Raw genomic sequence first — 12256 nt, forward strand, 5'->3', positions numbered from 1 at the left:
AATGGTCGTGCGCGCGTGCACAGTTCGGGCCGCGTGAGGCGCCGGGGGTCAGTCCAGGGCGTCGCGGACGGCGGCCTTCACCAGTTGGGTGTGCAGGGTGACCGAGAGTGCGGCCACCTCACGGATCAGTTCCTCGGCACGGTCCCTGGCCCCGGCACCCTTGCTCTTGGCGATGGGGTTGGCGATCTGGGCGACCAGACCGGCCTCACGATCAGCGGAGACCTTGAACGCGCGCAGATGCCGGGCCTCGAGGCCGTAGTCGGCCAGTGCCGAGGCGGCCTCGACGAGTCGCACGGCGTCCTCGTCGAAGAAGCCGCCCGCACCGGGGGTCAGCAACCCGTTGCGTTGGAGTTCGGCCACGAATGCGGTGTCGGCGCCGGTGCGTTCGATCAGGGTCTCGCGGGAGATGCGACCACCCGAACGTTCGAAATCGACCGCTGGAGCCACCCATGAGCGGGCCGACGACAGCAGTCGCGGGGTCCCCGGGTCGATCCGCTCGCCGCGGTCGATCGCCTCGAGCTGTTCTTTGATGACCTTCAGCGGCAGATACCGGTCGCGCTGTGCGGTGAGGACGAACCGCAACCGCTCGCAGTCACCGGTGGAGAAGCGTCGGTACCCAGACGGTGAGCGCTGCGGGGTGATGAGTCCCTCGGACTCGAGGAACCGGATCTTGGAGATGGTCACGTCCGGGAAGTCGCCACGCAGCTGATCGAGCACCGAACCGATGGACATGGAGCCCTCGGCCGGTGACCGGTCTGCGGAGTTCTTCGGTCCCGGGCCCGGACCCGAGGACGGCGAGGTCACGCGTTATCCGTTGGCCGAGGACCCGTCGGCGTGCGGACCGCTGAGGAAGACCAGTCGGAACTTGCCGATCTGCACCTCGTCCCCGTTGGCCAGCACCGCGGAGTCCACCGGCTCACGGTTGACGTAGGTGCCGTTGAGGCTGCCTACATCGACCACCTGGAACTCGTTGTCGCCCAGACGGAATTCGGCGTGACGACGGCTCACGGTCACGTCGTCGAGGAAGATGTCGCTGTCGGGATGACGCCCGGCCGACGTGGTGGTCTGATCGAGGAGGAACCGCGACCCTGCGTTGGGGCCGCGCTTGACGACCAGCAGCGCGGTGCCGGCGGACAGCCGCTCGACCGCGGACTCGGCGGACTCGGTGGTGGACCCGCTGTTCGCGTCGAGTTCCTTGATGAAATCGGCGCGGAAGACCGACGTCGTCTCCACGGGGGCGTCGAGGTCCTTCTCGTTGTCGCTCACCACTTCTCCTTAAGCTTTTCTGGTGTCCGGCCCCGGTGGGGTCCGGTCAACACTGTTGTCACGCCGGATGGGCTCGCCCGTCGCGTCGATCCTAACCGCACCGGGTACCCGCGAATCGACACCGGCGAGGATGCGCCGAGGTCAGTCCTCGATGGCGGTGCGATACCCGTCGGCGTCGAGCAGATCCTCGAGGATCACCCCCAGATCGGTGTCCTCGGCAACCGCGATCTCCACCAGCCAGCCCGCGCCGTACGGGTCGGAGTTGACCAGTTCCGGGGTGGCGTCGAGGTCGTCGTTCACCGCGGCGATCGTGCCCGCGAGCGGGCCGTAGATGTCGGACACGCTCTTGGTCGACTCGACCTCGGCGAACGACTCGCCCGAGTCGACGGCATCGTCGACGGCGGGGAGCTGCACGAAGACGACGTCGCCGAGCTGGTCCTGGGCGTAGGCGGTGATGCCCACGCGCACGACGCCGGGGCGGACCTGCTCGATCCACTCGTGTTCCACGGTGTAGCGCAGGTTTTCGGGGACTTCAGTCTCACTCACGCGGAGAACCTTAGCGTGGATCGCGGTCGGTCATCCGCCCACCCGTGGCATCCGACTCCCCACCCGTGGCATTTGTCTGAGCACGAGCACCGTTTGCCACCAGTACTGGGCGAACGACCACAGGTACATGCCGATCCCCCACACCAGGAACGCCCATCCGATGGGATGCATGATGTCGCCGAACAGTCCGTCGAGTTGTCCGCCGAGCACGAACGGGAAGCCGTACATCAGCGAGAAGGTGGCGGCCTTGCCGACGTAGGTGACCGGTAGGGCCGTCATCCCGCGGGTGCGCAACAACGGGACGCTGGCGAGCAACAGCAGGTCGCGGGCCAAGAGGATCGCGATCATCCACCACGGCACGATATCGCGGATGCCCAGGCCGATGGGGATCACGATCATGTAGAGCCGATCGGCGGCCGGATCGAGCAGCGCACCCAGACGCGACGACTGGTTCAGCAGGCGCGCGAGTTTGCCGTCGGCCCAGTCGGAGAACCCCGACACCAGCAGCACCACGAAGGCCCAGCCGTTGGCCTCGGCGAATAACAGCAACCACACGAACACCGGCACCAACAGCAGGCGCAGGAAGCTCAGCAGATTGGGGACGGTCAGGATGCGATCCGACGGTGTCTCGACGGTGGAGCCTGCGTCGGTGGTGGCGTGGGGCCCGTCGGGATCCATGCGCTCAGACTGTCACAGAGACTGCCGCGACACCGGTCACCGGAAGATGCCGATGATGCCCTGCAGCGTCTTCGCCCCGCCGCCCGCGAACGGGTTGTCGTGCACCATGTACGTCCACGTCGTGGTCGACCGACGCAGATCGGCGGCATCGAGATCGACACCGTCCGCGGTGATCGTGGCCTCCCGGAACGTGGTGCGCGACTTCTCGACCGCCTCGCCGGGCAGCCGGGAGAACTCGTCGAGGATGAGCTTGTGGAACTCGTCGAGGGGACTCTCGCGACCGATCGAGCGCAGGTGGATGCTGGCGCGGACGTCGGCGACGAACGCGAGGTGGTCGGCCCAGGCCCGGTCGAGATGGAACAGGGCGATCTCACGAGCCGCCTGCACCAGCACGTCGTGCGGGACCGGTTCGGTCCGCACCGCCACCGTCCCGGACGACTCCTCCCCCGCCTCGTCGTCGCTCGACGCCTTCTCGGCATCGCCCGAGGCGGCGCCGTGGCGTCCGGTCGATGTCGACGATCCGGTTGACGCCGATGACCCCGAACCGGTCAGCTCCGCGACGCGGTCGGGCTCGGACTCGGTGAACTCGTCGAGCGCGACCTCGGTGGTCAGCAGCTCCATGCGCCGCTTCACGACGATGTCGCGCTGCTGGTTCACCAGTTTGTTGTAGCGCCAGGTGTTCGCGTGCAGCTCCAGCATGATGCCCTCGGCGACGCGCTGGGCCTGCTCGATGAGCTCGATCCCCTTCTCCCCCATCGAGCCGTCGTCCTCTTCGGACTCGGGGTCGCGCTTGAACGAGAGGTTCTTGGTGACCACCGGGTCCTGCAGGCTGGAGAAGAACACCGACCGGCCGGGGTCGCCCTGACGACCGGCACGACCGCGCAGCTGGTTGTCGAGGCGTTCGGTGTCGTGACGGCCGGTGCCGACGACGCACAGGCCGCCGAGCTCGACGATCTGATCGCGCGCACCCGTGGACCGCCCGTCCTTCTCACCGCGCGAGCCACCGAGCTTGATGTCGGTGCCGCGGCCGGCCATCTGCGTGGAGACCGTGACCGCGTTGAGCGCGCCGGCCTCGGCGATGATCGCCGCCTCCTGTGCGTCGTTCTTCGCGTTGAGCACCACGCTCGTCACGCCCGCCCGCTCGAGGAGGTAGACGAGTTCCTCGGACTCGGCGACGTCGTGGGTGCCGATGAGGACCGGCTGACCGGTCTCGTGGATCTCCTTGACGAACGCCACGACGGCCTCGGATTTGTTGTGCTTGCTGTCGAAGACTCGGTCGGGCTCGTCGATGCGGATGTTGTCGGCGTTCGGCGGGATCTGCGAGACGGCGAGTTCGTAGAACTGGCGGAACTGCTCGCCTGCGGCCAGCGCGGTACCGGTCATGCCACACACCGTGGGATAGCGCCCGATGAGGGCCTGCACCGTCATCGTGTCGATGACCTCACCCGAATCGGTCTGCGCGAGGCCTTCTTTCATCTCCACCGCGGCCTGCAGGCCGTCGGGCCACCGCTGCAGCTGCGCCACGCGGCCGCGCGAGGCGTTGATGAGGTGCACCTCGCCGTTGCGCACGATGTAGTGGACGTCGCGCTCGACGAGGATGTGCGCGTGCATGGCGATGTTGACGTGCACCAGCGTGGTGCCGACGTGTTCTTCGTCGTAGAGGTTGATGTCGCCGAGTTCGGCCTCGACGAACTGTGCGCCCTCGTCGGTGAGGAAGACGTTGCGTCCCTCGGTGTCGATCTCGTAGTGGTTCTTCTTGAGTTTGGCGACGACGTCGTGGATGACGCGGTCGGGGACCTCGCCGGTGGTGGCACCGGCCAGGATCAACGGCACGAGCGCCTCGTCGACGAGCACCGAATCGGCCTCGTCGATGATCGCGACGTCGGGTCGCGGTGACACGAGGTCGTCGGCGTGGGTGACCAGCTGATCGCGCAGGACGTCGAAGCCGACCTCGTTCACCGAGCCGTAGGTGATGTCGGCGTCGTAGGCGGCCTTGCGCTCGGCGCGGGTCGACGACTCCGCGACGGCGCCGGAGGTCATGTCGAAGAGGGTGAACAGCGGCTTCATCCACTCGGCGTCGCGGGTGGCGAGGTAGTCGTTGACGGAGATGACGTGGACGCGTCGCCCCTGCAGCACGTACCCGACGGCGGCGATCGCACCGGCGAGCGTCTTGCCCTCACCGGTGGCCATCTCGACGACGTCACCTTCGAGCAGGCGCAGCGCGCCCTGCAGCTGGACGTCGAAGGGGCGCAGGTCGAGGGCCCGGTCGCCGGCCTCGCGGGCCAGGGCGAGGAACTTCGCGCGATCGGTGCCCGCGGGGTCGGTGATGTCGAGCTTCTCGGCGGCCGCGGCGAACTCGGCGTCGTCGAGGCCGGCGGCCCACGAGTCGTGCTCGGTCGACCGCTTGATCAGCGCGACCGACTTCGACTGGTTGCGCGACGACTGCGCGCCCAGAGCCCGCCACATCCTGTTCGAGAGCTTTCCCACCGCGTCGAACTCCTACCTGTGTGTCGACACCGGACCGGTGTCGAGTCCTGCTGGTTCGAGTCGGCGTGACGCCGCTCGGCGCGGTCCACGGTACGCGGACCACCGCCTCACACGGGTACGGCCTCGCGGAGGAATTCGACGTAGTCGGCGATGGCGATCTCGAACGGCTCACCGACATAGATGTCGAAGTGGCCGACGGGATAGCGCTTGATCACACCCTTGGGGGCCTTGGCCGCGAACCGCAGGGTCGGCCCGGGGGGTGCCACGGTGTCCTTCTCGCACACGCCGAACAGCACCGGGACCTCGATGTCGGCGGCGTACCGTCCGGGCCGTTGCAGCGGGATCTGCAACCCGATCGTCGCGGCCACGGCGTTGGCGAAGTCGTCGCCACCGCCGTCGGGGACGATGCCGAGGTAGCCGCCCAACGCATCGTGGGCGTTCATCAGCGCGGCCTCACCGGGGCGCCCGGCCAGCGGCACCATCACCCGCGAGCGGCGCGTGAGGTGGGCGACGGTGTCGCGCAGGCCCAACGCGGTCACGCGGATCGACGGCCCGACCCCGAGGGTGAGCGCCGAGGCGAGGCCGGAGGTGAAGGGGCACTGGGAGATGACCGCGGCCACCCGCGGGTCCTGGGCGGCGACGGCCAGGACGTGTCCACCTCCGAACGACGTGCCGAAGATGACGACACGGTCGGGGTCGACATCGTCGAGACCGCGGGCGTAGGCGATCGCGGCGTGCCAGTCGGCACGTTGCCTACCGATGTCGAGCAGCTGGCGTGGGGTGCCCTCGCTGGCGCCGAAGTGTCGGTAGTCGAAGACCAGCGCGGCGTATCCCGCGGCGACGAAACGTTCGGCGAAGGCGTCGAGGCGCATCTCCTTCACCGCGCCGAGTCCGTGCCCGAGGACGACGATCGGCAGCGGCCCCGTTGCGGTGTCGTCGCGGTCGGGTCGGTACAGCCAGGCCGCACATCGTTCGCCTGCAGAGGTGAAGCCGACATCGGTGCGCGTGAAGGTCATGCGCGACATTATGCAGTCGCGTGCCGGGGGCGCGGGAGCGCGAGCGGATCAGTCGGGCAGACCGGCGACGGCGCGGAGGTACCGCCCTGCGACGAGGTGTTGGGCGACGGGGCCGAGCGGACCGGCCACGCGGGTCAGCAGACTCCCCGGCCGGGAGAAGGCGCGGACCGCGAAGACGACGGAGTCGTCGGATCGGTGTTCGACGACGAACGACTCCTCTCCCGATTCCGGATGACCGGCGAGCGTGCCGTACGCGAAGCCGGCCCGGCGGGGTTCGTCGACGACGTAGACGACACGGGTGGGTGCGTGCAATCGCAGCGGGCCCACCCCGATCGCGATCCGCGCGATCGCACCCTCGACGAGGGGGTCGTCGGAGGTGGCCACGGCGATACCCGACCGCAGCTGGACCTGCCATCCCATCACCGCCCGGGCGCAGTGGATGAACCGCTCGCCTCCCCGGCCGACGGTGATCTCGCGTCGCTGATGGCCGTAACCCGACGGCAGCGGATCGTCGGCGGTGGCGCCGACCTCGGGGTAGGTGAAGGGCGCGGCACGCAGCTCCTCGACCACCTTCTGCGGCAATCGGGTGGTCACACGGGTCACCGCCTGCGCACCTTCTTCACCGGTTCACGGGGTGGGGGTACCGCCGCGGCGACGGTGTCACCGACGGCGAGGCCCGCCGCCGTGGCGGCGTCACGATAGGCGGCGGCGAGGGAATCGACGGTGTCGTGCGCGTTGAGTCCGCTGGGGTTGGGCATCACCCACACAGGGCAACCGGCGATGTCGTCGGACTGGGGACCGGTGGTCGCCTTGGGTCGCTGAAAGGCCGTGCGATAGGCGGTGATACCCGCGAACGCGACGAGCGCGGGCTGCACTCGGGCAACGGTCTCGGTGAGCACGAGTGCGCCCGCACGCAGCTCTGCGGTGGCCAGGTCGTCAGCGCGTGCGGTCGCCCGCGACACCAGGTTGGTGATGCCGATGCCGGCGTCGATCAGGGTCGCGCGGTCGGCGTCGGTGAACCCGTCGGATGCGTCGATGATCCGGTCCACGATGCCCGCGCAGTGCAGCGCGGGATAGAACCGGTTGCCCGGACGGGCGAAGTGGGCGCCGGTCGCGGCGGTCCACAGCCCCGGGTTGATCCCCACGATCAGCATCCGGCAGTCGGGTCCGATCAGGTCCTCGATGACATCGTCGCGATATGACTCGAGCTGCGCCCTGGTGAATCCCATACCTGACTTCTACACCCCGGACGGTTGACCGTCGGACTCCGCCTGCGCCGACGATGTGTTCCGTGGCGGGTGCCGCCTCTACAGGTGGGCGACGGTGACCGCCGCGTAGTAGACGTCGGCGGTGGCGACACAGGTCTGATACGAGGCGCCGCTGCCGCCGTACGCGTAGGCGCAGTTGGTGATCAGGTCGCTGCGCAGCGCGGAGTTGCAGGCCGAGTAGGTGGTGCCCGCGCGATCGGCGGCGTCGTAGCAGAGGTCGTGGCGGGCGCAGGGTCCGCGGAAGTCGGCCGAGAAGTAGCTGTCGGGGGACGAGGTGCAGTAGTCGTGCCGGGCGACGGGCGCAAGGTTGACGTTGTAAACGTAGTTACTCGGCACGCTCACGAACGCCGCACGCTGCGTCGAGCGGGCCTGTGCGCTCAGCGGGGGGCCGGGGTAGACCTGCGACGCGGCCTGCGCCGCAGGGTCGACGGGGTACTGCTCGGTCGGGGTGGCGTTCGCGACGGCACCGTCGCCGATCATCGCGAAGAACAGCAGGAGGGCGGCCACGACGCCCGCGCGGGTTTTGTTCATTGCCTGAACTAAGCAGATCGGCATGTCGGCCGGGCGACGATCGCGCGAACCGCCGACGACGGGAATGGTGCGCACGAGTAACGACGTTGCCATCGAGGACCGCGATCGGCACCGGCCGATCATGCGGCGCGATCCACACGGCGAGAGGCGACAGTCATGAGCGGCAAGGTCTGGTTCATCACCGGGACATCACGAGGTTTCGGACGCGAGTGGGCGATCGCCGCACTCGAGCGTGGCGACAAGGTGGCCGCCACCGCACGCGACACCTCCTCACTCGACAATCTGGTCGCGAAATACGGCGACGCGATCCTCCCCATCGAGCTCGACGTCACCGACCGCGACGCGGATTTCGCCGCGATCGCGAAGGCACACGACACCTTCGGACGCCTCGACATCGTCATCAACAACGCCGGCTACGGCCTCTTCGGTTTCGTCGAGGAGGTCAGCGAGGCCGAGGCACGCGCACAGATCGAGACGAACGTCTTCGGCGCACTGTGGATCACGCAGGCCGCGCTCCCCTACATGCGTGAGCAGGGCAGCGGACACATCCTGCAGGTGTCGTCGATCGGCGGCATCAGCGCGTTCCCCCTGGTCGGCCTCTACCACGCCTCGAAGTGGGCGCTGGAGGGCTTCTCGCAGTCGCTGGCGCAGGAGGTCGCCGACTTCGGCATCCACGTCACGCTCATCGAGCCGGGCGGCTTCAGCACCGACTGGAGCGGCCCGTCGGCGAAGCACGCGACCGAACTCGACGCGTACGCCGATGCCCACGAGAAGGCGCAGGAGGCACGCGCGAAGCGCAGCGGCACACCCGGCGATCCGGCCGCCTCGGCGCGCGCTCTGCTCAAGGTGATCGACGCCGAGACCCCGCCGCTGCGGGTGTTCTTCGGCGAGGCGCCGCTCGGGATCGCGAAGGCCGACTACGAGAGCCGCATCGCGAACTGGGAGCAGTGGCAGGACGTCGCGCTGGAGGCGCAGGGCTGAGAGAGCCCTTCCTCAGCCGAATCCGACGACGGGTCGCGGCCGGTAGGGCGCCTCGAGGGCCGCGATCTCGTCGTCGTCGAGATGCAACTGCTCGGCGGCGATGGCGTCGTCGAGGTGGGCGGTGGTGCGCGCGCCGATGATGGGCGCGGTGACGGCCGACTTGCTCAGGACCCAGGCCAGGGCGACCTGTGCACGGGGGATCCCGCGGCGGTCGGCGATCTCGGCGACTGCGTCGACGATGGTGCGGTCGTCGTCGGTGTACAGCGTGGAACCGAAGGCGTCGGTGGAGCTGCGTTGGGTCGTGGTGTCCCAGTCGCGGGTCAGTCGGCCGCGGGCGAGCGGGCTCCACGAGATCACCCCCACGCCGGCGTCGAGGCACAGCGGGTGCATCTCCCGCTCCTCCTCGCGGTGGAGCAGGTTGTAGTGGTCCTGCATGGAGACGAAACGGGTCCACCCGTTGCGCTCGGAGACGTGCAGGGCCTTGGCGAACTGCCAGGCGTACATCGACGACGCGCCGATGTAGCGCGCCTTACCGGCCTTCACGACGTCGTGGAGCGCCTCGAGGGTCTCCTCGATCGGGGTCAGCGGATCCCACCGATGGATCTGGTAGAGGTCGACGTGGTCGGTGCCGAGGCGACGCAGGCTTCCGTCGATCTCGGTCATGATCGCCTTGCGGGACAGTCCACGTTCGTAGGGCGCCCGCCGCCCGTTGTGGAACACCTTGGTGGCGATCACGACGTCGTCGCGGTCGGCGACGTCGCGCAGCGCACGCCCCACGATCTCCTCACTCGACCCGGCCGAGTACGAGTTGGCGGTGTCGAAGAAATTGATGCCCGCCTCGAGTGCGTGGGCGATGATGGGCCGCGACTGCTCCTCGGGCAGGGTCCACTCGTGGGTTCCCCGGCCGGGTTCCCCGAAGGTCATGCAGCCCAGGCTGATCCGCGACACGCGTAGTCCACTGGTCCCCAGGTTCACGTAGTCCATCGGTTCTCCTCCTAGCGCAGGTGCAGGTCGACGGTGACCGGTGCGTGGTCGCTCGCCGGCGACTCCCCGGGCGGGGTGTCGTGTTTACGGGCGTCGGTCGCGGCGAAGTGCGCCGAGGCATAGATGCGGTCGCTGTTGGCGGGGGCGCCGGCGGTCGCCTCGATGAGCCCGGCGGCGTCGAACCGTTCGTGTTCGGCGGCGAACTCCGGTGAGCCGTCACGGACGTTGAAGTCGGCGCCGACGATGGTGGGTCCCCGCCACCGGCCGAGGATCTCGGCAACGGGTGCGACCTGTCGGGCCGGCTCGTCGACACCGTCGTGAGGAGAGCTGAAATGTCCCGACACGACGCGGATCTCGTTGCCCGCCGGGGTGCGGATCATCGCCTCGCACGCCCCGCGCGGCTGGTATTCGGGGACCGGTCCGAAGGGGCGGAACCGTCCGCCCGTGAGGGCGCCGAGCCACATCGTGATCGACCACCGCAGGCGGCGAAACGTACCGTCGCCGAACGGGTCGCCGATCCGGAGACCGCGCGCGTCGCCGACGGTGATACCGCCGAGGGTGAGTATCCCGGTGCCCTCCCGGCGGCCGTACCCCTTCTCCGCGGCCGGGGCCATCACCGCACCGGTGGGCGTCAACCGGCGGGCCAGCCGGGCGAGGGTGTCGGTGCCGTTGGACCGCACGGCGAAATCGTCGAGCTCCTGCAGGAGGACGACGTCGGGACGGTGCGCGGCGATCGCCGCCGCGAGGTGGTCGAGCGTGGCCCGGGTTGCGAAGAACTTCCCGGGTCCACCCATCCCGCCGTGGACGTTGAACTCCATCACCCGCAGCGTCTCGGGGACCACGTCGACGATCGGGATGTCGGTGCGGTGCGGGCCGAGCCGCAGGCCGAGGAACTGCGACACAGCGAACGCCAGGACGAAACCGCCGACCGCGCCCGCGATCGCCGCCGACACCACGTCACCCGAGGCGAACAAGGCGATCACGATGCCGATCACCACCCCCGCGATCACCCACCAACCGCGGTCGCGGATGGTGGCCCCGACGACGTCGACGAGTCCCGGACGATGATCGTCGACGTCGATGCGGGGGAGTTTCGGGTCCGGCGATCGCGGGATGCGCTTGACGGTGTGGACGGCGACGTCGGCGGTGAGCGTCACAGGGCCGGATCGATCTCGAACTGCACGCGTGCGACCTGCTCGCACACCTCGACGATCTTCGCGCGGAACACGTTGTGCACCGGGTCGGTGTCGTAGGACTCGTACGCCGCGGCGTCCACCCAGTCGTTGGTGATGGCGAAATCCCAACCACCGGCGCGCAATCCCGCGTCGAGTCCACAGTGGTTGGCCAGCACACCGGGGAGTCGTAGTGCCTCGATCCCGGCGAGCCCCGCCCGTAGTTGTCGTCGGTCGGCCTGCACCCGGGTGTCGTCGTCGCTCTCCCGGAGCCGGCCCACCACCACGTTGCGGATCATGACCCGATTATGGCGGCCACACGCACCACGGTCACGCCACCGACACCCGCGGACGGTTCACCGAGCGCCATGAGGCGGGCCGGGGCCTCGTCGAGTCCGATCGTCTCGTGCACCAGGTCCTGCGGCCGCAGGGTGCCGTCGGCGATCTCGGCGAGCATCGCGGGATAGGTGTGGGCGGCCATCCCGTGACTGCCGAGGATCTGTAGTTCGCGGGCGATCACCGCACCCATCGGCACCGGTGGGGTGCCGTCGGCGCCGAGGAGACCGACCTGGACATGGCGGCCGCGGGGTCGGAGACATCCGAGGGAGGCGAGCAGGGTCGACGGCGCCCCGAACGCGTCGATCGACACGTCCATGTCGGTGATCCCGGTCGCGTCCGAACAGGTCTGCGCGGCACCGAGATCGGCGGCGCGGTCGCGGCTGCGTCCCGACGGATCGATGGCCACCACGTGTGCGCCGCGCGCGGCGGCGATCATCACCGCCGACAGCCCCACTCCCCCGCATCCGTGGACCGCGACCCGTTCACCGGCGCGAACGTCGGCCACCTGCACCACGGCCCGGTAGGCCGTCGCGAACCGACATCCCAGCGACGCCGCGGTGTCGAGATCGACGCCGTCGGGCACGGCGACGAGGTTGATGTCTGCGTGGTCGAGGGCGACCCGTTCGGCGAACGAGCCGTGGTGGGTGAATCCCGGTTGGGTCTGCCGCTCGCACACCTGCTGATCTCCTCGGGCGCAGGCGGCGCAGTCGCCGCAGGCGCACACGAACGGGAAAGTCACGCGGTTGCCGACGGTCCACCGCGTGACGTCGGGCCCGACCTCGACGACGGTGCCTGCGAGTTCGTGGCCGGGGACGTTGGGCAGCGGGATGTCGGGGTCGTGGCCCTGCCAGCCGTGCCAGTCGCTGCGGCAGAGGCCGGTCGAGGCGACCGCGACGACGGCACCGTGTGGCGGGCACACCGGGTCGTCGATCTCCTCGATCGAGACCGGTCCCCCGAAATGTTCGTAGATCGCTGCGCGCACGTCCCC

General features: G+C 69.2%; 14 protein-coding genes. 1 reads left to right on the plus strand and 13 read right to left on the minus strand.

The annotated features are described in order from the left end of the window. Positions 1–48: 48 nt before the first annotated feature. The 9 genes from ftsR to ACLBW1_RS20125 form a co-directional block, all read right to left on the minus strand. Positions 49–732 (minus strand): transcriptional regulator FtsR, encoded by a 684-nt coding sequence (gene ftsR / locus ACLBW1_RS20085; RefSeq protein ID WP_447813639.1) that lies wholly within the window; start codon positions 730–732, stop codon positions 49–51. A gap of 75 nt (positions 733–807) precedes the next feature. Next, positions 808–1266, minus strand: a complete 459-nt coding sequence (gene garA, locus ACLBW1_RS20090; RefSeq protein WP_447813545.1) for a glycogen accumulation regulator GarA — start codon at positions 1264–1266, stop codon at positions 808–810. A 141-nt stretch (positions 1267–1407) separates the two neighbouring features. Next, positions 1408–1812, minus strand: a complete 405-nt coding sequence (gcvH, locus tag ACLBW1_RS20095) for a glycine cleavage system protein GcvH (protein ID WP_447813546.1) — start codon at positions 1810–1812, stop codon at positions 1408–1410. Between the two features lie 30 nt (positions 1813–1842). Then, on the minus strand, positions 1843–2490 hold the full coding sequence (locus ACLBW1_RS20100; protein WP_447813547.1) for a CDP-alcohol phosphatidyltransferase family protein: 648 nt from the start codon (positions 2488–2490) through the stop codon (positions 1843–1845). 36 nt (positions 2491–2526) lie between these two features. Beyond that, entirely contained in the window at positions 2527–4977 is a 2451-nt protein-coding gene (secA2, locus tag ACLBW1_RS20105) for an accessory Sec system translocase SecA2 (RefSeq protein ID WP_447813548.1), read from the minus strand. Positions 4978–5084: 107 nt separating this feature from the next. Next, complete coding sequence (locus ACLBW1_RS20110; protein WP_447813549.1) at positions 5085–5993, minus strand: alpha/beta hydrolase; 909 nt, start codon at positions 5991–5993, stop codon at positions 5085–5087. Between the two features lie 48 nt (positions 5994–6041). Then, positions 6042–6587: a DUF1990 family protein gene (locus ACLBW1_RS20115; protein WP_447813640.1), complete on the minus strand. Its 546-nt coding sequence runs from the start codon at positions 6585–6587 to the stop codon at positions 6042–6044. A gap of 5 nt (positions 6588–6592) precedes the next feature. Then, positions 6593–7222: a mismatch-specific DNA-glycosylase gene (locus ACLBW1_RS20120; RefSeq protein ID WP_447813550.1), complete on the minus strand. Its 630-nt coding sequence runs from the start codon at positions 7220–7222 to the stop codon at positions 6593–6595. 78 nt (positions 7223–7300) lie between these two features. Next, positions 7301–7885 (minus strand): phospholipase A2, encoded by a 585-nt coding sequence (locus tag ACLBW1_RS20125; protein WP_447813551.1) that lies wholly within the window; start codon positions 7883–7885, stop codon positions 7301–7303. 63 nt (positions 7886–7948) lie between these two features. On the opposite strand from ACLBW1_RS20125, the gene ACLBW1_RS20130 reads away from it, so the two are divergent. After that, on the plus strand, positions 7949–8773 hold the full coding sequence (locus tag ACLBW1_RS20130; RefSeq protein WP_447813552.1) for an SDR family oxidoreductase: 825 nt from the start codon (positions 7949–7951) through the stop codon (positions 8771–8773). Between the two features lie 12 nt (positions 8774–8785). Here the strand turns inward: ACLBW1_RS20130 and ACLBW1_RS20135 are convergent, their stop codons facing one another. The 4 genes from ACLBW1_RS20135 to ACLBW1_RS20150 are packed head-to-tail and all read right to left on the minus strand — an operon-like array spanning position 8786 to position 12250. Continuing rightward, positions 8786–9757 carry an aldo/keto reductase gene (locus tag ACLBW1_RS20135; RefSeq protein ID WP_447813553.1) on the minus strand — a complete coding sequence of 324 codons (972 nt, stop codon included), beginning with the start codon at positions 9755–9757 and terminating at the stop codon, positions 8786–8788. An 11-nt stretch (positions 9758–9768) separates the two neighbouring features. Next, the gene (locus ACLBW1_RS20140; RefSeq protein WP_447813554.1) at positions 9769–10914 is read right to left on the minus strand and encodes an endonuclease/exonuclease/phosphatase family protein; all 1146 of its coding nucleotides are present in this window, start codon (positions 10912–10914) and stop codon (positions 9769–9771) included. After that, a complete protein-coding gene (locus ACLBW1_RS20145; RefSeq protein ID WP_447813555.1) occupies positions 10911–11228 on the minus strand; it encodes a Dabb family protein in 318 nt (105 codons plus the stop codon). The genes ACLBW1_RS20140 and ACLBW1_RS20145 overlap by 4 nt, the downstream gene beginning before the upstream one ends. Then, the gene (locus ACLBW1_RS20150; protein ID WP_447813556.1) at positions 11225–12250 is read right to left on the minus strand and encodes an alcohol dehydrogenase catalytic domain-containing protein; all 1026 of its coding nucleotides are present in this window, start codon (positions 12248–12250) and stop codon (positions 11225–11227) included. Before ACLBW1_RS20150 ends, ACLBW1_RS20145 begins: the two co-directional genes overlap by 4 nt. Positions 12251–12256: the final 6 nt, after the last annotated feature.

The sequence above is a fragment of the Williamsia sp. M5A3_1d genome, from assembly GCF_053345315.1.

Bases quoted from the DNA above. Each gene is read 5' to 3' on its own strand.
- ftsR (WP_447813639.1), bottom strand. From the start codon at position 732: ATGTCCATCGGTTCGGTGCTCGATCAGCTGCGTGGCGACTTCCCGGAC.
- ACLBW1_RS20100 (WP_447813547.1), bottom strand. From the start codon at position 2,490: ATGGATCCCGACGGGCCCCACGCCACCACCGACGCAGGCTCCACCGTC.
- ACLBW1_RS20110 (WP_447813549.1), bottom strand. From the start codon at position 5,993: ATGACCTTCACGCGCACCGATGTCGGCTTCACCTCTGCAGGCGAACGA.
- ACLBW1_RS20120 (WP_447813550.1), bottom strand. From the start codon at position 7,222: ATGGGATTCACCAGGGCGCAGCTCGAGTCATATCGCGACGATGTCATC.
- ACLBW1_RS20125 (WP_447813551.1), bottom strand. From the start codon at position 7,885: ATGGCAACGTCGTTACTCGTGCGCACCATTCCCGTCGTCGGCGGTTCG.
- ACLBW1_RS20130 (WP_447813552.1), top strand. From the start codon at position 7,949: ATGAGCGGCAAGGTCTGGTTCATCACCGGGACATCACGAGGTTTCGGA.
- ACLBW1_RS20135 (WP_447813553.1), bottom strand. From the start codon at position 9,757: ATGGACTACGTGAACCTGGGGACCAGTGGACTACGCGTGTCGCGGATC.
- ACLBW1_RS20145 (WP_447813555.1), bottom strand. From the start codon at position 11,228: ATGATCCGCAACGTGGTGGTGGGCCGGCTCCGGGAGAGCGACGACGAC.